Annotated in this window: 21 protein-coding genes and 1 pseudogene; 10 read left to right on the top strand and 12 right to left on the bottom strand. The window is 51.1% G+C overall.

Annotated elements, in window-relative coordinates; all coding sequences use genetic code 11:
* Position 1: 1 nt before the first annotated feature.
* The 6 genes from XYCOK13_RS04840 to XYCOK13_RS04815 all read right to left on the bottom strand — a co-directional run bounded on the left by XYCOK13_RS04840 (position 2) and on the right by XYCOK13_RS04815 (position 5537).
* Complete coding sequence (locus XYCOK13_RS04840) at positions 2–1507, bottom strand: MDR family MFS transporter (protein ID WP_213410758.1); 1506 nt, start codon at positions 1505–1507, stop codon at positions 2–4.
* Complete coding sequence (locus XYCOK13_RS04835; protein ID WP_213410757.1) at positions 1491–1784, bottom strand: Dabb family protein; 294 nt, start codon at positions 1782–1784, stop codon at positions 1491–1493. Before XYCOK13_RS04835 ends, XYCOK13_RS04840 begins: the two co-directional genes overlap by 17 nt.
* Positions 1785–1796: 12 nt before the next feature.
* On the bottom strand, positions 1797–2861 hold the full coding sequence (locus tag XYCOK13_RS04830; RefSeq protein ID WP_213410756.1) for a peptidylprolyl isomerase: 1065 nt from the start codon (positions 2859–2861) through the stop codon (positions 1797–1799).
* A gap of 135 nt (positions 2862–2996) precedes the next feature.
* Entirely contained in the window at positions 2997–3698 is a 702-nt protein-coding gene (gene modB, locus XYCOK13_RS04825) for a molybdate ABC transporter permease subunit (RefSeq protein ID WP_213410755.1), read from the bottom strand.
* 3 nt (positions 3699–3701) lie between these two features.
* On the bottom strand, positions 3702–4490 hold the full coding sequence (gene modA, locus XYCOK13_RS04820) for a molybdate ABC transporter substrate-binding protein (protein WP_213410754.1): 789 nt from the start codon (positions 4488–4490) through the stop codon (positions 3702–3704).
* 90 nt (positions 4491–4580) lie between these two features.
* Positions 4581–5537, bottom strand: coding sequence for a calcium/sodium antiporter (locus XYCOK13_RS04815; protein ID WP_213410753.1), 957 nt, complete (start codon positions 5535–5537; stop codon positions 4581–4583).
* Positions 5538–5706: 169 nt separating this feature from the next.
* On the opposite strand from XYCOK13_RS04815, the gene XYCOK13_RS04810 reads away from it, so the two are divergent.
* Both XYCOK13_RS04810 and XYCOK13_RS04805 read left to right on the top strand, forming a co-directional pair.
* Positions 5707–6213 carry a DUF2243 domain-containing protein gene (locus XYCOK13_RS04810; protein ID WP_213410752.1) on the top strand — a complete coding sequence of 169 codons (507 nt, stop codon included), beginning with the start codon at positions 5707–5709 and terminating at the stop codon, positions 6211–6213.
* The gene (locus XYCOK13_RS04805; protein WP_213410751.1) at positions 6197–7042 is read left to right on the top strand and encodes a cytochrome c oxidase assembly protein; all 846 of its coding nucleotides are present in this window, start codon (positions 6197–6199) and stop codon (positions 7040–7042) included. The genes XYCOK13_RS04810 and XYCOK13_RS04805 overlap by 17 nt, the downstream gene beginning before the upstream one ends.
* Here XYCOK13_RS04805 and XYCOK13_RS04800 read toward each other — a convergent pair.
* Positions 7019–8068 (bottom strand): NAD(P)/FAD-dependent oxidoreductase, encoded by a 1050-nt coding sequence (locus tag XYCOK13_RS04800; protein ID WP_213410750.1) that lies wholly within the window; start codon positions 8066–8068, stop codon positions 7019–7021. The genes XYCOK13_RS04805 and XYCOK13_RS04800 overlap by 24 nt on opposite strands.
* A gap of 347 nt (positions 8069–8415) precedes the next feature.
* Here XYCOK13_RS04800 and XYCOK13_RS04795 point away from each other — a divergent pair, with 347 nt between their 5' ends.
* The 6 genes from XYCOK13_RS04795 to XYCOK13_RS04770 all read left to right on the top strand — a co-directional run bounded on the left by XYCOK13_RS04795 (position 8416) and on the right by XYCOK13_RS04770 (position 14565).
* Complete coding sequence (locus XYCOK13_RS04795) at positions 8416–9267, top strand: ABC transporter ATP-binding protein (RefSeq protein WP_213410838.1); 852 nt, start codon at positions 8416–8418, stop codon at positions 9265–9267.
* The gene (locus XYCOK13_RS04790; protein WP_213410749.1) at positions 9212–10186 is read left to right on the top strand and encodes an iron-hydroxamate ABC transporter substrate-binding protein; all 975 of its coding nucleotides are present in this window, start codon (positions 9212–9214) and stop codon (positions 10184–10186) included. Before XYCOK13_RS04795 ends, XYCOK13_RS04790 begins: the two co-directional genes overlap by 56 nt.
* A gap of 67 nt (positions 10187–10253) precedes the next feature.
* The gene (locus XYCOK13_RS04785) at positions 10254–11264 is read left to right on the top strand and encodes a FecCD family ABC transporter permease (RefSeq protein ID WP_213410748.1); all 1011 of its coding nucleotides are present in this window, start codon (positions 10254–10256) and stop codon (positions 11262–11264) included.
* Entirely contained in the window at positions 11261–12268 is a 1008-nt protein-coding gene (locus XYCOK13_RS04780; protein WP_213410747.1) for a FecCD family ABC transporter permease, read from the top strand. Before XYCOK13_RS04785 ends, XYCOK13_RS04780 begins: the two co-directional genes overlap by 4 nt.
* Positions 12269–12512: 244 nt before the next feature.
* The gene (locus XYCOK13_RS04775; RefSeq protein WP_213410746.1) at positions 12513–13442 is read left to right on the top strand and encodes an ABC transporter ATP-binding protein; all 930 of its coding nucleotides are present in this window, start codon (positions 12513–12515) and stop codon (positions 13440–13442) included.
* Between the two features lies 1 nt (position 13443).
* Positions 13444–14565, top strand: a complete 1122-nt coding sequence (locus tag XYCOK13_RS04770; protein WP_244865000.1) for an ABC transporter permease — start codon at positions 13444–13446, stop codon at positions 14563–14565.
* Positions 14566–14628: 63 nt separating this feature from the next.
* On the opposite strand, the pseudogene XYCOK13_RS04765 reads toward XYCOK13_RS04770, so the two are convergent.
* Positions 14629–14951, bottom strand: a pseudogene (locus XYCOK13_RS04765) (TetR family C-terminal domain-containing protein).
* Here XYCOK13_RS04765 and XYCOK13_RS04760 point away from each other — a divergent pair.
* Positions 14931–15164, top strand: coding sequence for a hypothetical protein (locus XYCOK13_RS04760; RefSeq protein WP_213410744.1), 234 nt, complete (start codon positions 14931–14933; stop codon positions 15162–15164). The pseudogene XYCOK13_RS04765 and the gene XYCOK13_RS04760 sit on opposite strands and share 21 nt — an antisense overlap.
* Here XYCOK13_RS04760 and XYCOK13_RS04755 read toward each other — a convergent pair.
* Positions 15146–16171, bottom strand: a complete 1026-nt coding sequence (locus XYCOK13_RS04755; protein WP_244864999.1) for an AraC family transcriptional regulator — start codon at positions 16169–16171, stop codon at positions 15146–15148. The two genes, XYCOK13_RS04760 and XYCOK13_RS04755, sit on opposite strands and share 19 nt — an antisense overlap.
* A 205-nt stretch (positions 16172–16376) precedes the next feature.
* Here XYCOK13_RS04755 and XYCOK13_RS04750 point away from each other — a divergent pair, with 205 nt between their 5' ends.
* Positions 16377–16961 carry an NAD(P)H-dependent oxidoreductase gene (locus XYCOK13_RS04750; RefSeq protein ID WP_213410743.1) on the top strand — a complete coding sequence of 195 codons (585 nt, stop codon included), beginning with the start codon at positions 16377–16379 and terminating at the stop codon, positions 16959–16961.
* 105 nt (positions 16962–17066) lie between these two features.
* Here XYCOK13_RS04750 and XYCOK13_RS04745 read toward each other — a convergent pair whose 3' ends face one another.
* The 3 genes from XYCOK13_RS04745 to XYCOK13_RS22315 are packed head-to-tail and all read right to left on the bottom strand — an operon-like array spanning position 17067 to position 20663.
* The gene (locus XYCOK13_RS04745; protein ID WP_213410742.1) at positions 17067–19460 is read right to left on the bottom strand and encodes an FtsX-like permease family protein; all 2394 of its coding nucleotides are present in this window, start codon (positions 19458–19460) and stop codon (positions 17067–17069) included.
* Positions 19444–20124: an ABC transporter ATP-binding protein gene (locus XYCOK13_RS04740; protein WP_213410741.1), complete on the bottom strand. Its 681-nt coding sequence runs from the start codon at positions 20122–20124 to the stop codon at positions 19444–19446. The genes XYCOK13_RS04745 and XYCOK13_RS04740 overlap by 17 nt, the downstream gene beginning before the upstream one ends.
* Positions 20112–20663, bottom strand: coding sequence for a VanZ family protein (locus XYCOK13_RS22315; protein ID WP_213410740.1), 552 nt, complete (start codon positions 20661–20663; stop codon positions 20112–20114). The genes XYCOK13_RS04740 and XYCOK13_RS22315 overlap by 13 nt, the downstream gene beginning before the upstream one ends.
* Positions 20664–20712: the final 49 nt, after the last annotated feature.

Below are 20712 nucleotides of genomic sequence, written 5' to 3'. Positions count from 1 at the left end.
CCTAGGCCGACGTTCCAGCCCTGCGTTTTTCCCCGCGCGGCCATAACGCCATGCTGATCATGCTCAAGATTGCCAGTACGAATACCCCCGTGTATACCGAGTGAAGGGATATGACCAGACCGTTTTGCACTGTTTCGGTTATCGCTGTATCCAGCGCCTGCCGCTTCTCCGGGTCCAGGATTTGATCGGCCAGCCCGATATCCAATACCGTTCCGTCTACAGGATTCGCTTGAAAATAAGCTGACAGCCGATTGTTCAGCACACCGCCGAGCAACGACGCACCGATCGTGGTCCCGACAATGCGCGCAAACATATTCGACGCAGTAGCCGCCCCGCGTTCCCGCCATTCCACCGCATTCTGCACGGCAACGACGAACGTGGTCGTCGCCAAGCCCATGCCAACGCCAATAAGAAAGGCTCCGCCAGCCGGCCAGAACGGCCCGAATGACTCGCGCATCGTCAGAAAGACGAATGCCCCCAGGATCAGGAACACGCCGCCAACAAGCGCAAGCGGCCGAAAGCCCGTCCGGGTCATGAGCCGACCTGATATCGTCGAAGCGAGCGGCCAGCCTATCGACATCATCGCCAGCACGAATCCGGCTTGCGTTGGCGATTTTTCCAGAACCCCTTGGACGTAGGTCGGCAGAAATGTCGAGACGCCCATCATTAACGCTCCTGTCAGGACAGACCCGATATTGGCCACCGCGATCGTCCGTTTCTTCCACATGCCCAGCGGCACAACCGGTTCCGGCGATCTTCGCTCGACTTGTATGAAGAGAACAAAAGCGATGAGAAAAAACACAGTGAGGAGCAGGACGGGAGTGGAGAACCAGGGCCACCTGACGCCCCCCTGAACGAAGACGACCATCGCCGAGCCAATCAGCAGAAACAAAAGCAGCGAGCCCGGAAAATCAAGCTGCCGCTTTTTCTTCTCGACATCTTCCCGCAGAAACAGCATCAATCCTGCCGCCGCCAGGAGGCCTACGGGCACATTCACCCAAAATACCCACGCCCAATGCGCGTATTGCACGAAAAAACCGCCCAGCGCCGGACCAATAATGGAGCTCAATCCCCACACGCTCGCCAAATAGCCCTGAATCTTCCCGCGCTCTTCCAGTGAATAAATGTCGCCTACTATCGTCATGGCGATCGGTTGCACTGCGCCTGCGCCTAATCCCTGAATAAGTCGAAATACGATCAGCTGGGTCATCGACTGCGCGAAGCCGCACAGCAGCGACCCGATCAGAAATACAGCAACTCCACCGACAAAGACCGGCTTTCTTCCGTACAAGTCGGCAAGCTTCCCATAGATCGGGATCGTGACAGCCTGCATCAGCAAATAAATCGAGAACGCCCAACTGAACAAGTGAAATCCGCCCAGATCGGCAACGATGCTGGGCATGGCCGTGGCAATGATTGTACCCTCTATCGCCGCCATGAACATCCCCATGACAACAGATGCCAGCACAAGCGGCCGATGGGTAGCCTTTTTATGCCTCGCTTTCATAGTCAACAGCAGCAGACGATTCCGTCTGCTCTCGCATAAAGGCAATGATCTCTTGATGAACCGGATGCACCTGGTACGCCTGCATCGCATCGAGATTTTTGAATTTGGATACGAGCGCTAGATCGAAGGAGCGAGCAGAGCGTACAATATCTGCCCCCACCTCCAGCTCCAGCAGTTCCGGTATGCGGCCTTTCATCGACAACAGCGTATCGCGCACGTGCCGTATATTGTCCTGTTCCCGATTTTTCAGCTTGAAGAAGACGATGTGTGTCAGCATGCTGCCTGCCTCCTAGTATAGCTTCTCAATCTTGGCTTCGTCCCGGCTTCCGGCCAGCCATTCCGTTCGCTTCTGGCCAAGCTGCTGCTGTTCAAGCTCCAGCTGCAGCTCTTCCTTCTTGTTCTCCAGCGTCCAGTTGCGAGGGACGTCCGTTGCCAGGATCAGATGAAATCCGAACTGTGACTCTACAATCTCGCTCAGTTCTCCCTCATTCAGCGCAAAGGCGGCTTCCTCGAAAGGCTGAACCATGTCGCCTCTTCCGAAGTAACCCAAATCTCCTCCACGGCTCGCCGACCCGTCCGTGGAATGCTCAGCGGCGAGTGCGGCGAAATCCGCCCCCTCCTGAAGCTCGCCGAGCAACTGCTCGGCCTCATCTCTGTTATCTACGAGAATATGGGAAGCGCGAATCATCTCGGGATCCGTTAATTCCTGCTTTCGCTGCTCGAACAGCTCGCTGACCTGCGCCTCGGTGACCTGAATCTCCGGAGCGAGCATCTTATCAAGAAGAACTTGCGGACGCATCTGCTCCTTCAGCTCTTCTTCCGTCAAGCCGACTTGCTCTAGCGTGGCCTGAAATTGCTCTTCGCTCGGGAATTGCTCCCGAAGCTCCGCCAGCTCCGCCTCCAAATCTTCCTCCGTCACGGCAACACCCTTGTCTTCGGCTGCCTGGCGAATCAATTCTTCTGTGATCAGCTGCTCGATAACCTGGTCCACCCCTTGCGGCCCGAACTGCCCTATAACTGCCTCATACATCTGGTCCTTCGTAATCGGCTCGTCATTCACTTTGGCAACCGCCTGCGGATGGCCGAATGGCTTCATATAAATAATAAGGACTAGGATGGTCAATGCCAGCAAGCCGCACAGCGTCCAAGGCAGTCCCGAATTAGACAGCCAGTGGCTGGCTTTTCCTTGTTCTCTGAACGCTTGATCCGCGGAAGCCTCCTGTTCCTGCGAATCCGGCGACTCCTGTTCTCCTGATCCGCTCGGTTGCGGCTGATTCACATCATCCTGTTCCTTGTGTTCCTCTTGGGCGGCGTTCGCCTGCTCTTCCTGCTCCCGCGACAACTTGTCCGACATTATGCGCATCTCCTTTTTCGTTTTTCCATAATAGACCTGCCTGCACCTTATAGCTGCATCTCTACCACTTTATCAGAAACGGACAGCGAAAACAAAGCTCCGCTTAACGCTGCAGCCTCCGGTTCGAAGATGCAATCAACGTCGGTTTAATCGGCTGACCGCATACAGCATGAGCATGCTGATCGCCACCATCACCGCGCACCACATCCAAGCCATGCCCCATCTGCCAGTCTCTACCGCCAGATAAACGGCTGTGGGCAGAGTTTGCGTGCGTCCCGGAATATTGCCCGCGAACATATAGGTCGCGCCAAATTCCCCCAAGCCGCGCGCATAACCAAGCACAAATCCGGATACCAGAGCCCGACCAGACAATGGAAGCGTAATCCAGCGAAAGACTTGCCATTCATTCGCGCCCATGGAGCGCGCCGCTTCTTCGAGCTGGCTGTCCACCGATTGGAAGCCTGACTTTACCGCTTGATAGACTAGGGGGAACGACACCACCATCGCCGCGATGACAGCAGCTGTAGCTGTGAAGACAGGCGATGCGCCAAATACGGCCTCAATGGCTTTGCCCGTCCAGCTGGAACGGCCGAAAACGGCCAGCAGGACGAAGCCCACAACGGTAGGCGGCAGCACCAAGGGAAGCAGGATCACCGTTTCCAGCAAGAGCTTTCCGCGGAATGAGCGCCGGCTCATTCGCCAGGCGACCACAGCGGCGCCAAGAAATACAAGCACACCCGAGGCGATGGATACCTTGAGGGAAGTGGCAATCGGCTCGAGGAAGGTCGACCAGTCTGCTGAGCTTCCCGAAGCCGTTAGGATGAAGTGCAAATCCATCGTTCAGCCTCCCATCCTCGGTATATGGAAGCCGTGCTTGCGGAACACTTGCTGCGCCTCTTCTTCTACCAAAAAGCGCAGGAAGCGCAGCGCCTCCTCTCTGTCTCCGCTGCCTTTCACCAATCCGGCCGGATAGATGATCGGGGGATGGCTGGCCGAATCGGCATAGTACGCAATGCGAACCTTGCTCGCATTCGCCGCATCGGTCTCATATACGTAAGCCGCATCTGCATTTCCGCTTTCTACATAATGCAGAGCCTGGCGAACGTCCTTCGTATAGATGAGCATAGCCTGTACATCATCCCACAGGCTGTGATACTGCAGCGATTGTCTGGCATAGAATCCAGCCGGGACCAGGTCCGGCTCTCCGATCGCCAGCCTGCCGACTGCTGCTTGCGTCAGGTCCTCCGCCGATTGGAGCACAAGGCCGCTGTCTGCGTGCACGATGGCTACAAGCTTTCCTGCCGCCAACACCTGAATCTCTTCGATAAGTCCCTTGTCTATAAGAGCTTGCGTGTGCTGCTCTCCTGCGGAAAGGAACAGATGAACCGGCGCTCCCTGCTCGATTTGCCTTTGCAATCCGCCAGATCCGCCATAGTTCATCTTCAGTCTCACTGCAGGATGCCCCGACTCGTACAGTGTCTTGATTTCGTCCATGACAGACGCCAGGCTGGAAGCGGCGGAAATTACGATTTCTGTTTGATCTCGTACTGCCGAGTCCGCAGGCTTGCAGCCTGCCAGAACAAGCAGCACACAGAACAGCGCCAGCTGCATAAAGGGAATTCTGTGCATATAGATAGGACTCCTCATGGCTTTCATGTCCCCATCTTAGCACAGCGTTCCGTCTTTGGGAATTGTCCGCACGACAACCTGACACGCAAGCTAGCCCCGTATCACCAGGTAGACCATATTCCCGATATATAAGACTACAAGCAGCGCTCCTTCGATTCGGCCGATCTTGTATTGTGTTCGCGAAACTACCAGCAGCAGGGCAGTCAGCACGATCAGGAACAGCACGTCAATGCCAATAGTAGATTCGACGGCCATTGGGTTGATGACCGCTGAGACCCCGAGCACGAACAAAATATTCATAATATTGCTGCCCACAATGTTCCCTACGGCGATTTCGTTCTGTTTCTTGAGTGCCGCCGCAACGGAGGTAACAAGCTCAGGCAGAGATGTCCCAATGGCCACTATCGTAAGGCCGATCAGCGTTTCGCTCATGCCCCATGCCAATGCAATGTCCGTGCTGTTCTGGACAACGAGATGACCGCCCAGAATGATGCCGCCCAACCCGCCCAAGCTGAACAGGATATGCTTCGCCCACGATTCCCCGGCAGCGGGCTGATGCTGGACGAATCCTTCCTCCCTGCTGTTCTTCGCCGCTTCAAAGATGTAATACATAAATACCGTAAAGACCAGCAGAAGAATCAATCCATCTGCCCGCGTGAGCATGTTTTGCTCGTCCTGCTGCAAAACGATATCGCTAATCAGCACAAGCAGAATGGTAGTCGACAGCAGTGTGAACGGGATTTCCTTGCGGATCGTCTCCCCTTGTACCTGGATGGCGAGGATAATGGCGGTGACGCCGATAACCAAGGTCGTGTTAAACACATTGCTGCCAATTACATTGCCCAGCGATACGCCCGCGCTGCCGTTAATGGACGCAATGATGCTGACCGTAGCTTCAGGAGAGCTTGTGCCGAAGGCAACAATGGTCAGGCCGATCAGCAAGGGAGGGACGCGAAGCATCGCAGCGATTTTGGCAGACCCTTCCACAAAGTAGTTCGCTCCAAAAATGAGCAGAGCAAATCCAGCTAGCAACCAAACATATTCCATATCGCAAATCCTCCATGATCTGTTTCAATTAGAATGGCTGTCTTTCTCTTTAGCATCCTCTCGTTAGTTCCGGATTAAACCTATGGGGACAAACTAGGATTGACTCTCCGCCAATCTGGCTAAACTGGTTGAATGGAAGAAGGTTTCCTAGTGATGCGGAGGTGCAGGCATGCAAGCTCATTCCTATAAGACTGCTTCATCGAATGGAACGGCGGCAAGGAGAAATCTGGTTTCTGGCGGCCTGTTCGGCATTGGCATGGTCGCCTTCCTCGATGAAGCGATTTTCCACCAGCTGCTTCATTGGCATCACTTCTATGACAAGTCCACAACAAGCATCGGTCTAGTGTCCGACGGCTTCTTCCACGCGTTCAGCTGGCTGGCCACCATCGGCGGGTTGTTCCTGTTCGCCGACCTCCGCAGAAAGGACATGCTGCAAGTGAAGCGCTGGTTCGGAAGCATCTGGCTAGGCGCCGGCCTCTTCCAGCTTTACGACGGACTGATTCAGCATAAAGTCATGGGCATTCATCAAATTCGCTATGTGGATCATGTCTTCTATTATGATTTGGTCTGGAATGGGATTGCGCTGCTGATGATCGTGGCAGGCGGAGCACTAATCGGGCGTCGCCCCCGTTCCTCCATGCAGACGGGAGGTCAGCGCGATGCACGTCGGGCATGAACCGCTGCAGGCTGCAAGCGATTGGCATTGGGGCGCATTGGTTATCGGAATCTGCCTAGTCTCCATCGTCCTCTATATCACGGCTATGTACATATCCGGCCTGCGCGGCAAGCCTGTTCCCCTCTATCGCCTTGCCTTATGGAGCGCAGCAATGCTTAGCGCTGCTGTCTCATTAGCAGGACCTTTGGCAGAGAAGGCGCACGCAGATTTTGCTGCCCATATGCTGGCTCATTTGCTGCTTGGCATGGTGGCGCCGCTCCTGGCCGCTCTTGCCGCTCCCTTCTCTCTATTATACCGAACGATCTCAACAAATGCCGCACGCAAGCTTGCGTGCACGCTAAAGAGCCGCCCATTGCGCATTCTGGGCGACCCGCTTCTTGCTTCATTCTTGCATGTGGGCGGACTGTGGGGGCTGTACGCAACACCCGTATACGAAGCCATGCATCACAACTTGCTGCTGCATCTATTCATTCACGCTCATTTTTTTATAGCCGGATATCTCTATACCGTTGCCATCATTCCGATCGATCCGACACCGCACCGAACCCGATTTGCTTACCGGGCCGCTGTGCTGCTGCTGGCCTCGGCAGGCCATAGCATCCTGGCCAAGCATCTATACGCCCATCCTCCGAAAGGCGTCCCGCTTGACCAAGCGACAGCGGGAAGCCAGCTTATGTATTATGGCGGCGATGCGGTTGGGGCTGCCATGATCATCCTTTTTTGCTATCAATGGTACCGGGCTGCACGCCCGCGCCATGTTGCGCCTCCGAGCCAATCAGCCGGTTCGAATAAGCGCCGCTGCATGTTAACGCATCAACTGCCTGATTAATGCCCGATTGCGTTCTGCGAACCGCTCATTGTGAGAGGAAACCATTGCCGTGCTGCCAGCGCCCGGCTCCAAGAACTGCTTCGCCCGGTTCACTGCGTTCGCCGCATCTTGAAAAGCACCTGCAATCAGGTGCACCTTTCCTTCGTAGCTCAAAATATCCCCGGCTGCGTACAGCCCTTCAATCGAGGATTCGCTCTTTGCATTGCCTGCAATGTAGTACCCGTCTTTTCGTTCAATTGGCAGTTCGCTGCAATCCAGCAATGAGCTGTCGCGGTCATAGCCATGATTGATCACAACTTCATCAACCTCGAGTGCAAAGACCTCGCCTGTCTGCTTGTTGGTGAGCTGAACCTGTTCAATACGCTCATGCGACTTGCCTGCGATCAGCTTCGTAATCGTCGTGTGCAACAGACATTCAGCCTTGCTGTTCAGCAGCTGCTTAACCTGGGCTTCATGACCGGAGAAGGCTTCCTTCCGGTGCACGACAATTACCTTTCGCGCAACCATCAGCAGCTCATTCGCCCAATCCACCGCGGTATTTCCTCCTCCCGAAACGAGTACCACCTTATCCTTGAATTGCTTCAGCGATTTCACTGTGTAGTTCAGATTGGTGATTTCAAAGCGCTCGGCACCCTCAATTTCCAGCTTGTGCGGATTCAAAATGCCACTGCCTATCGCAACGATGACGGTTCTGGAATAATGGAGCTGGCCGGATGCGGTCGGAAGCACGAAGAGGCCATTGGGCTCGCGCTGAATTGCCTCCACCTTCTCCCCAAGGACGACCGTCGGGTCGAACGTCAGCCCTTGCGACACAAGCTGCTCCAGCAGCTTGGCGCCGGGCAGCGGCGTTAATCCGCCCACATCCCAGATCATCTTTTCGGGATACACATGCAGCTTGCCGCCTAGTTGGGGCTGATATTCGATAATCTTGGTCTTCATCTCGCGAAGTCCGCTGTAGAACGCTGCATAAAGTCCCGCAGGCCCTCCGCCTATAACTGTTACGTCATAAATATGTTCCGGATTCAATCCGATCACCATCCGTTTGTACAATATGAATGTGAATGATTATCATTCTCATATGATTATAGAAGCTCCATGCTCATTAATCAACTGCTTCTGGCCGAAAAAAAGTGGTTGACAATCAAAATCATCTGAATTTATAGTATTCAATGTGATATTGATAATCATTATCGATTGGGCTTGTTGGATCTACCTTACATGCTCTCACGTAAATGATGGCTTTAGTCCGAGTCATTGTGTCTGGCGCTTCGGCACTATTGGCTTCCTTTCTTCCCGGTATAGTCCTTTGTCTTCAATCAGGTCTCTGATCGCAAGGGTTTTATCCCTTTTATTCCAACACATGGAGGTGTACGATTTTGCGATTACTTGCGGATAAACTACAAGTCGGCTACGGTGAGCACCGAATTATTCAGGAGCTTACGGCGACCATTCCGAATCAGCAGATCACGACGATACTCGGACCCAACGGCTGCGGCAAGTCCACATTGCTTAAGGCGATGACCCGTATTATTCCGGTTCAGGCAGGCGCGGTCATTCTTGATGGGAAGCCGATCATGCAAGAAAAGACGAAGGAGATCGCCAAGAAGCTGGCCATTCTTCCACAGACTCAGGAATCTGCCAGCGGCTTGACGGCAGGCGAGCTTGTTTCATATGGCCGATACCCCTATCAGCAGGGACTCGGCAGGTTGAGCAAACGGGATTGCGAAGTTATCGATTGGGCGATGGAGGTAACCGGCACCTTGCATTACAAGTACCGTCCAGTCGACGCCTTGTCCGGCGGACAGAAGCAACGCGTCTGGATTGCGATGGCCCTGGCTCAGGAAACGGATATGATCTTTCTCGATGAGCCGACGACTTACCTCGATTTGGCACATCAATTGGAAGTGCTGGAGCTGCTGCAGAAGCTGAACGAAGAACAGGGGCGCACCATTGTCATGGTGCTCCACGACCTCAATCAGGCCGCACGGTTTGCCGACCATTTGATCGCCATGAAAGATGGCCGCATCGTAAAAGCCGGAAGCGCAGAGGAAGTTATGCGGAAGGATGTCCTGCGCCATGTATTTCACATTGATGCCGAAATTGGCCGAGATCCCAGAACGAACAAGCCTATGTGCGTTACCTACAATTTGATCAAAGGAGAGAATCAACATGAAACCGAAACAAATCTGGATGCCCTTCATCCTGCTGCTGTTGCTAGTTATTAGCGCATGCGGCAGTAATACCGCCGCTCCTCCGGTCGACACCGGTGCCCAGCATAGCAACAACGAACAGAGCAGCGACAGCAACGCTGCTGGAGAAAATTCGCCTGATACGATCATCTATGAATCAGAGCGTGGTCCCATCCAAGTGCCGGCTGATCCGCAGCGCGTCATCGTTCTGGCTTCCTTCACGGGCAATGTCATGCAGCTGGGCGTGAATCTGGTCGGAGTCGATTCCTGGTCCAAGACTAATCCCCATTTTGAAGAAGCCTTGAAGGACGTAGAAGAAGTTTCAGAGGAAAGTCTGGAGAAGATCATCGAGCTCGAACCGGACTTGATCATCGGCTTCAGCACGATGAACAACATAGAGAAACTGAATGAAATTGCCCCAACCGTTACGTTTACATACAACCAAGTTGACTATCTCACCCAGCATATCGAAATTGGCAAGCTGCTGAACAAGGAAGCAGAAGCGCAAGCTTGGGTAGACCAATTCCGTGAGCGCGCCCGCCAATCGGGAGACGAGATTCGTGCCAAGATTGGCGAAGAGTCAACTGTCACCGTTATCGAAAACTTCGACAAGCAAATTTATGTCTTCGGTGACAACTGGGGGCGAGGGACGGAAATTCTGTATCAGGAAATGCGGGTGCAAATGCCGGAAAAGGTCAAGGAAATGGCGCTGGAGGCAGGCTACTATGCACTGTCGCTGGAAGTGCTGCCTGAATTCGCAGGCGATTATCTGGTGTTCAGCAAGCATCCTGAAACAGACAACTCCTTCATGGAGACAGATACGTACCGGAATATACCTGCGGTGAAAAACAACCGGGTATTTGAAGTCGATTCCAGATCATTTTATTTCAATGATGCGCTGACGCTCGAACATCAGCTGGCATTCTTCCGAAAAAGCTTCCTCGGTGAAGACTAGACCTTGGATAAAGGGCTGGCTGGATTACATTCTTTTTGTGTATTATGACTTGCAGAGGATGAAACAAATGAAGACCTTACACAGACAACCTATCCCGTTCCCGGTTACGCTTGGGATTGGCCTGCTCTTGCTTGCGTGCATGTTCATCGCGGCCATGACGCTGGGGGCGGCAGACACTTCCCTGAAGGACGTGTGGACCGCACTTGTGTCCAAAGACGCACCGGACCACTTGTCCATTATTCGCGAGCTGCGTTTGCCGCGCGAGATTGCAGCTGCATTCGTAGGTGCTGCGCTGGCCGTATCCGGCGCGGTTATGCAAGGAATTACGCGTAATCCGCTGGCCGATCCCGGTCTGCTGGGCTTGACTGCAGGTGCAGGCGCTGCGCTTGCGGTGATGCTCACTGTGTTTCCAGGTGCAGGCACGTTCTGGATCATGATCGCAAGTCTTGTCGGCGCTGCGCTTGGCTCTCTGCTTGTCTTCGGTATCGGAAGCATGAAGCGCGGGGGATTTTCGCCTTTTCGCATCGTGCTGGCCGGCGCGGCAATTTCCGCTTTTCTCTATGCTGTAACCGACGGCATCGGCCTTTACTTCAACATTTCAAAGGACGTCTCCATGTGGACAGCCGGCGGCTTGATCGGCACAACCTGGGATCAGCTCCGCATCATCGTTCCGTTTATCACGGCAGGTGTACTGCTGGCTCTGCTGCTGGCCAAACAAGTTACGATCCTCAGCTTGAATGAAGAGGTTGCCGCCGGGCTGGGGCAAAATATTCGAGCTGTCAAGCTCGCCCTGTTCGGCATCATTATTCTGCTCGCCGGCGCCTCTGTCGCGCTAGTCGGCAATCTCGTATTCATCGGCTTGATGGTTCCGCACCTGGTACGACCACTCGTCGGAACCGATTACCGATTCGTTCTGCCAATGTCCGCCATTGCGGGAGCTGCCTTCATGCTGCTGGCGGACACGATCGGGCGCACCATCAACGCGCCCTTTGAGACACCGGTCGTTGCCATCATTGCCATGATGGGCATCCCATTCTTTCTCATCATCGTTCGCAAAGGGGGCAATGCGTTCTCATGATGCATCCAGCTATGATTCGCCGACAGCGATGGATGACCGTCTCCTTGTTTCTGCTTATTCTGCTGACCATTTTTGTCAGCGCGGGTCTGGGCTATTCTTCGCTCTCTTATGATCGACTGCTTCCGACTTTATTCGGCCAAGGAACGTTCAAAGAAGAGTTTGCCTTGTTCTCCGTTCGTCTGCCGCGCATTTTCGTCACGCTCCTGGCGGGGATGGCGCTCGCCTTGTCCGGCGCCATCCTGCAGACGATTACGCGCAATGATTTGGCTGACCCCGGCATCATCGGCATCAATTCGGGGGCAGGCGTAGGGATGGCCTTGTTTTACTTGTATTTCCCGATCCATGCCGGCCTGTTTGTCTATATGCTGCCGTTCGTCTCGTTTATCAGCGCATTTGCCGCTGCCAGCTTGATCTACCTCTTCTCCTACCAGAAGCACACGGGGCTGCAGCCCATCAGATTTGTGCTGACAGGAGTCGGGTTCTCCATGGCTCTCTCTGGAGTCATGATCGTGCTGATCTCCTCAGCCGAACGGACGAAGGTCGAGTTCATCGCCAAGTGGCTGGCGGGCAATATTTGGGGAACGGACTGGCCATTTATCTGGGCACTGCTGCCATGGCTAATCTTCCTCGTTCCATTTGTGCTGTACAAATGCCGTACGCTCAATTTGCTCGGCATGAATGAACCTGCCGCCATCGGCGTTGGCGTTGCCGTAAGCAAAGAGCGCATGCAGCTATTTGCTGCTGCCGTCGCCCTTGCCGCCTCCGCGGTATCCATTACAGGGGGCATTGCCTTTGTTGGACTGATGGCTCCGCACATGGCCAAAGCACTGATCGGCCCGCGAAGCCAAATGCACCTCCCTCTTGCTTTGCTGCTCGGCGGTTGGCTGCTGCTTATAGCCGATACGATTGGGCGCAACTTGCTTGAACCGGACGGCATCCCAGCTGGTATCATGGTTGCCCTGCTTGGTGCGCCTTATTTCATTTATCTGCTGCTGCGGAAATGAGCGGAAGCGGTTTTTTTTCCGCAGCAACAGTATGAGAACAAGTGAGCAGCGCGATGGCTGAACTGCACTCGAAACGCTTCCCGCGAGCTATTTTTCCCCACCCCCCTTAGAGAAAAATACATATTATGGTTTCCCCCTCATACTTAAGGCGTACCCAGATTCATTCTTGCGAAGCTATCTCCTCTCGCGTGCATCCCCTATAATAGAAACGAATCACAATTGATGGAAGCGAGGGGAATGATTAATGCCTGTATTGGAAGTAAGCCATTTGCGCAAATCATTCGGTGCGGTCCGCGCGGTGGAGGATATCAGCTTTGCGGTGGAAGCCGGCGAAGTATTCACGATCATTGGCCCGAACGGGGCAGGCAAGACGACTACCCTGGAAATGATCGAAGGCTTGACGGTCCCGGACGGCGGTCAAATTGTGTTCGGCGACCGGACTTGGGAGCGCCACGAGCAGGCAATCAAGATGATGATCGGCGTGCAGCCGCAGTCCAGCGCGCTGTTTGATCTGTTGACGCCGGAGGAGAACCTTGAGCTGTTCTCAACCTTCTATGTCAAAGCGCGGCCTGTCGCAGAGGTGCTGGAGATGATCAACCTCACTGACCACCGCGGCAAGCATGTTAAATCCTTGTCCGGCGGCCAGCGGCAGCGGCTCGCTATAGGTTTGGCCATGATCAACGACCCGGAGATCATCTTTCTCGACGAGCCGACGACCGGATTAGACCCGCAAGCCCGCAGGAATATCTGGGACATTATCCTCCAGCTGAAGGAGATGGGCAAGACTACGATCTTGACGACCCATTATATGGAGGAGGCGGAGAAGCTAAGCGATCGGGTATGCATCGTCGACCAAGGCAAGGTAGTGACTCTGGATACGCCGTCCGCCTTAATTGATCGACTGACCAAGGAACGCGAGATTCGCCTGTCCTTCATTCATGGAGAGGAGTCTGCCGCCCATGCGCAGCACTTTGCGCAGGAGCTGCCATCCGTGGTGCGGACACACCGGGATGGAAGCGCGCTAAAGGTGTGGTCGAAGCAGCCGGAGGATACGTTGTATGCGCTGTTCGGCTTCACCAAGGAGAAGGACTATCGGGTAGAGCAGGTCTCAATTCGGGAAATGAGCCTGGAGGACGTGTTCATCGCCTTCACAGGCAAGGAATGGAGGGATTGAATTGAACAACGCCAGACAATTTTCCAAGATGTTCGTCTCGCATCTGAAGATCACACTGCGGGAGAAGCAAGCCTGGTTTTGGGGCATCTTCTTCCCGATTATTCTGATGGTGCTGTTCATGCTGATTTTCAGCGGCAGCTCGGATAGTTCCTTTAGCGCCGAGGTCGCAATAGTAGAGGAAAACCCGAATGCCGTCTCGCAAGCACTGCTTCAGCAAATTAGCCAAATCCCTGCCCTTGAGGTCAAGTCTGGGGAGCCTGTTTCACAAGAGCAAGCAGACCATTGGGTGAAGGAAAAAGACGTAACAGCTGCAATCGTGCTGCCGAATGCGGAAGATGTCCATACGCTGCAGCTGATTGTGAACAAAGAGCAGGAGCAAGGGGTATCGACCCAGGCGATCTTCGGCATTCTCGACAAGCTGGTGCAACAAGCCAACCTGGCAGCCGCTGGCGCCGCGCCAACGTATGAGCTGCAATTTGAAGCGGTCTCCTCGGGCAACGAAAACTTGAAATATGAAGATTTCCTCCTGACTGGCATGATCGCGCTGGCGATTGCCCAAGGCGGCTTGTTCGGCATGGTCGATATGGTCGAGATGCGGCGCAAAGGCTTGCTGAAGCGCCTCCGCATGACTCCCGCCAAGATGAGCTTGTTCGGGCTCAGCGACATGACGATGCGCATGATATTCGGACTCGTCCAGATTATCGTCTTGTCGCTTATCGGCGTATTGGCATTTGGGGCGACCTTGCATCTGCACTTGCCGAGTCTCATCCTAGTCTTTCTGGTCGGCGCCTTGTCTTTCAATGCGATGGGCTATCTGTTCTCATCCTTCAGCAAGACGACGGAAGCCTACATGGGCATGGCCAACATTGCCAGCTTCCTCATGATGTTCCTGAGCGGCGTGTTCTTCCCGGTAGAGACGATGCCAGAGTGGCTGCAGCCCGTTGCCGTCTTCCTGCCCTTGACTTACTTCGTGGACAATTTGCGGGAAAGCATGGTATACGCAACAGGACTCGGCTCAGCTTCGCTCTGGAGCGGACTCGGCATCTTGGCGCTGTGGGGCGCGGCAACCTTCTTGCTCGGCTCCTGGCTCTATAAGGCGAAATCAATCGCTGCTGCACGATAAACATGCTGAAAAAGGCTGTTCCGCCTGAAACGACGGAGCAGCCTTTTTTTGTCGCCCACGCATTTATGAATGGCTTTCCGCACTTGCCCGCCGTCTAATTCCCTCCAAAAACAGCGAAATAACCGCCATGGTCTCCTCCAAACTAATCTTTCGGCCCTCTTGAGCCGATTCCTGCGCATGCCAAAGCGTCATTTCCTTCAGCCCGCCGGACAAAAACTGCGTCATCGCCTCCACTGAACCGGCCTTGAGCGCACCGACCTGCTGCATAAGTTCCAGCTGACTGCGCAGCAAGCGCATCGAGTGCCGCTCGTCCATGCTTCCCTGCCAAGCACCGAAGGGCCGTCGATCAGCATGATTCGCTTGTTATGCTCAGTTACAGCCGCCATCACAAAGGCGCGGCAGCCCATAAAGAGCTGCTCCCATACGTCCGCTCCCTTTGCCGCTTCCTGTTCTACCTGATCGGCCACTTCTCGCTGAACGCCTTCCAAAACATGGCGAAACAGCTCTTGCTTATTGCGGAAGTGAGGGTAGAGCGCTCTTGGCGAAATTCGCTGGCTGCTCATGACCCCTTCTCACAGCCCTATCCTGCACCTGTCTGACGCAGCAATTGATCACGGTATTGTCCGGGCGTCAGTCCGGTCCACCGCTTGAACGCCATAGAAAACGAGCTTGGCTCGGAAAAGTGAAGCAAGTAGGCAATCTCCGCAATGGAGTAATCCAGCTTCCGCAAATAGCTGACCGCTATTTCCCGGCGAACTTGAGCAGCAAGCTCCTGATACGTCGTCTGCTCCTCCTTCAGCCTTGCTTGCAGCGACCGCGCACTTAATCCGAAAGCCCGCGCTGTCTCTGGCAGACTCGGGAATGCTGCAGGCAGGCAATCCATCATATGTTGAACCACCTTATCTGTAAATACCTTGCCCTGAACAAGCTGCTCCAGCATAGATTCCGCCATCGGTTCGAACGTGCGGCGCAGTCGTGCATCTGCATACAAAATCGGGTAATCCAGCACCTCTTTGTCCACGAGCAGCATATTGTGTGCGGCGGAAAAACGCGGGACGATCCCGAAGATTTTCGTATACGGCGATACATCCGAAGGAGGCTCGTGCCGAAAGTGAAGCTCCCGTACCGGAACAGGACGGCTAGCCATGCGGCCAAGCAAATGGAATACGGCGCTCACCATGTCTTCCATACAATGCCTGGAGATATTGCTTGCATGCACATGGAGAAAGTAAAGGCGCAGCTCATTCCCCTGCACCTGCCAATCCATGTTATAACCGCTGCACAATATATCGTGATAGCGCCGATAACACTGAAGCGCATCCTTGACGTTCGCCGAGTGCATCATGACATAGCCCAGGATGCCCAAGTCCGAGACGTCCGTCAGTGCTCCCTGGTGCAGACCAAAGTGGTCATCCTGTGTATGCGCAGCCGCCTCGTACATCAAGCGGATCAAATCCTCTTCATCGATACGGTCCTCCGGATCGTGCAGCCTGTCCGCATCAAAACCGACTTGACGACAAACATGCTCAAAATCGCAGCCCTGCATAAGCAATGACTTCTTGAGCGGGTACAGCATGGATATGGCAAAACCATAGTCTGAGCGCACTGTCTATCCACTCCTTAAGGCAAAACGTCCGCTTGCGCGAATCCTTACTATTTCTGCGTGTTTCATCATGTCGCATCCGCCATGCAAACGCTATGATTGGAACTATCCCCGCCCCTATCGTAACACAAAAGCAGGCATGTACTGAACAGCGCATTCTTAACACTACTGTTTATTCGATTCAGACCATCAATGGAGGAGAACGAACATGAAGAACAAAAAAATCGTTGTCATCATCGGACATCCCGATGCGGAGAGCTTCAGCGGCGCATTATCCCGCGCTTATATCGAGGGAGCGTCAAGCAATTCTGCCCAGGTGAGGTGCTTGGACTTGAGTCAGCTCTCCTTCGAACCGATCTTGAAGTACGGGTACCGCAAGCGGATGGAGCTGGAGGAAGATTTGAAGCAGGCGCAGGAATGGATACGCTGGGCCGATCACCTCGTCATCGTGTACCCTACATGGTGGGGAACGATGCCAGCGATCCTGAAGGGATTTTTCGACCGGACTTTCCTGCCCGGCTTTGCCTATCGGTATCGCGACAATTCCCCTTTGTGGGATAAGCTGCTCACCGGGAAGACAGCGCGTCTTATCGTTACGTCGGATACGCCGAAATGGTACAATCGGCTCATCTACCGACAGGCAGGACATCTGGTTATGAGACGCAATATATTAGGCTTTTGCGGCATCAAGACAGTCGGCATCACCGATATTACGCCGGTCAGCTCCTCTTCCGAGCAGCAGCGCGGCAACTGGCTGCGCCTCGTCAAGCGGCTCGGGGAGAAGCTTGCCTGATTCTCACACTACCGATACTGAAGCCGTCGCGCTATCGTCCGAAGAGATGAATGCGTCTGCGTACGATGTGCGCGCGGTTGCGGTTTTTTTTACACATTCCAACATTCATTCGTTTATTTTTAGAAGTGAAGCTATGGAATGCCTGTCCAGACTGAATTTCATCGCTATTGTACTTGCCAATAACAGTGCAAATACCGAAACCAATGTTGTAATGGTTAGCAAAGCATAACTTAGAATTGGGTACGATATATGAATAGTCAATAAAAATAAATAATAGATTAGACTGCTCAACAGGGACGCCAGCACAAAATAAAGAACCACTTCATAAAGCATCAGCAAATAAACTTTGTTCAAACTCATGCCCAAAGATCTGCATATCCCCCAGTACCTTCTTCTAATATGAAACTTGCCTGTTATCACTGCATATATACTGGCAACTGAAAGTACCAGTGAAATAAAAAAGCTCAGTCTGCCCAAAAAAATCAATAATTCGATTATCCTAGAACCATCGTAAGAAAGGTCAGGTATATACTGGAACAAACTTCCTGGTATACCTTCTGATAATGCATACACCTTATTGTAAATGTTGGCATGTATCTCTTTGTCTAAACTATCATCCGTATAGATAAAAATATCTTGATACCCTAGCGTAATTTCATTCTCTATTGCATATTTCTCATCTAAAACAATAGTTATACCTTTCTTTAGTGCTGCCTGATGCTCACCTGCTTCATAATCGTCCATTACTTCCTCAATAATGAAATCCCATTCCTTTATCTCGTATTCATCCTCGTTTTTCACCGCTTTTGAAAGCGTAATTGACTTACCATGCAACCGTACTTCCTCATCGGGTTGGATGCCCGGAATATGGAGGCGTACAATATTTTCTTGAGGATTATCGCTATTGGTATCTTTCAAATCATCTAATCGATAGTGGATATTTCTAAGTAACGCTGTATTTGTGATTGTATCCACATCAGATGAATCAACCCATTTTTTAATGCTCGGCGTTAATAAGCCTGTACTGATTCTACTCTGTACATCAAACATATATGGGATTTTCTCAACATGGCGAATGCCTTCAAGCTGTTCAACCTCCTTAACATCGCTGGGTGAAAAGGTTAAACCCTTTGACAGCACTACTGTATGATTACCATATCGGGTACTTTGAATTGATTCTTGTGACGTCAAGTAATAATCAATATCTGTAGTCCACAGACCCGTGGATTCTTTAGCTATAGTTGTTGAGAACAAAACAACGATAATCGATAAAGTTAAGGTCAAGACACAAAAAATCGCATGCTTAGGAAAGGATTGAATCTGGATAAGTAGAAGCTTGAGATTATAGTTGTCTATATTCTTATCAAAATAACCGGAATCAGATCCTGAGTTTACTTCACCTTTTAAGAACCTGCTGATGTTTCCTGACATGATGCCTTTTGCAGAATAATAGGACAAACAGAGCACAATGATTAGAAGTATAGTTAACCATAGAAGTGCAGTTCCAATGATTGAGCCAAACACGCCCTCAGGAATACCGATTTGCCCATATGTCCTACCGATGATTATTTTGTTCAAGACATATACGATCGGTATGGAAAGGACAGTACCCAACATGTAAATAGATATGGTTTGTAAAGCTATAATCGTGTACAGCTTCTTATTTGTACAACCCAGCGCTTTACATACTGCTAATTTGGAGCCTTGATTCACAGTAAAGAAAGAGAATGTAGTGAATATAGATAGGGAGGCGACGACCAAAATAGCTAGCTTTACCGCGAAGGTAATGACACTTATATTTACTAAATCATTCAATCCTACATAAAAGAGTCTTTCATTTATATATCCATGGCCGCCGATATCACTTATTATTTTTTGTATTGATTTCAGATTTTTTTCAAAACTCGAATTCCTGTTATAGCCAATCAAATAATGGCTCTCAGCTGATTCAAAATTTGCAAGAAAAATGTTCGGATAATTTGAATCGACCGATGTCCACCTGGACGAATAATTTTCAATAATACCTACTAACTTATAATGAAATGTTTCATTTCCTAAATGCACTTCTTGTGTCTGTCCAATCTTCCAAGACGGACTTATTTGTTCCAGATAGTAAGATTCAATGGCTACTTCATTAGCCTCACTTGGATAATCGCCTGAGAGCAGTGAAATATGACCCATTTCAAAATAATCTGCACTTGCCCATCCAATATTCACATTCAAGTTATTAGAAAACCGTATTTTATCAAACAATTTATACTCTGCGTACTTGTGTCCAGCAGATAAATGAAATTCTCCATTCGGTATGTTGTACAGCATTCCTGAAAACTCACCGTATCGTTGGAATGCTTGGTGCTGAATACTTATTTTGATAGTTTCAGTCGAAGTAAATATTGATACGACTGACGAAATGACGATTGCAAAAATCGCGGCAATGGATACCATCCATTTTTTCCTAGCGTACAGCAATCGCATAGCGAGACTAAACATTGGCTTCATCTGCTTTCAAAACTCCATCTTGTAATGTCAACTCTATATGCGGATGCTTTATCAAATTTTGTTCATGCGTCACAAGAATTAGTGTGCTGTTCCTGCTTGCAACTAAATAAACCAGAAGATCTGCAATCTTTGTAGTATTGGCAAGATCTAAATTCCCGGTAGGTTCATCAGCAAATATAATTTCGGGGTTGGTAATCAGTGCTCTGGCTATAGCCACTCTCTGCTGTTCACCGCCTGATAACTGTGGTGGCTTCTTATGCAATATCGAATAGATCCCAAGTTCGTGCGACAAGTCTTCTACACTTGAACTGCTTATTTGTAAGTCCTTATTGAAGTACTTTGGAATATGTATATTATCTTGCACTGTTAATTCTGGAATTAGGTTAAAGGACTGAAATATAAAACCAAATTCCTTATTTCGAATAATGGACTGCTCCTTATCCGACAGCTCGTAGAATGATCTTCCCTTATAATAAACACTGCCTGAAGTCGGTTTATCCATTCCGCCCAGGATATTGAGCAATGTCGATTTGCCCGAACCGCTCTTCCCCTTTATCACATAGATATTACCCTTTTTGAACTTATAAGATAACGATTGCAATTCTGCTTGTGTGCTAGCCGAACTATATTTTTTGGTAATAAAGTTAGCATTTAGTAAATCCATCTAAGTATCCTTTCTTGGTTCCAGTGAAATCGTTTAAAACAACTATTTACTATGAAGTATCCGATCAGAATGCCTGCCGAATTGAGTATGATATCATCAATATCTACCGATCTCATGCCATATCCGGACATGTAAATGACAAGCTGCCCCAGTTCAATGATGATTGGAATACAAAGCGAATACCAGAATATATTCAACTTCGGTATCACGTTAATTTTAAAATACGCAAACATGCCAAAAGGCAGGGTCATGATCAAATTGCCTAAGATATTTACGACCGCTATATGATTAAATCCTCTACTGAAGTATTCGTACAGCGTATAAAAAGGGACCAGATTAAATAGTAAATAATCAGTAGGAATAGAGCGGTCAAACCAGACGATAAATAAAACAAACGCTACATATGCGACAAATAACAGGATGAGTGCATCCTTGACGACTCTCACCTTAAACCATTTAATCAGACTTAGCCTAATCAGCAGGTATGCTAGTAAGGTAGGTCCTACAAAAAAAGTGAATATATCTATGAATAGTCTCATGATTTCCTCGCTTTATATACTCGAATTTTCGATACTTCCACAATAACGC

The organism is Xylanibacillus composti, from assembly GCF_018403685.1.
Lineage (GTDB): Bacteria > Bacillota > Bacilli > Paenibacillales > K13 > Xylanibacillus > Xylanibacillus composti.
The sequence above is the reverse complement of the archived record's forward strand: the minus strand, read 5'-3'. Positions and strand labels throughout refer to the sequence as shown.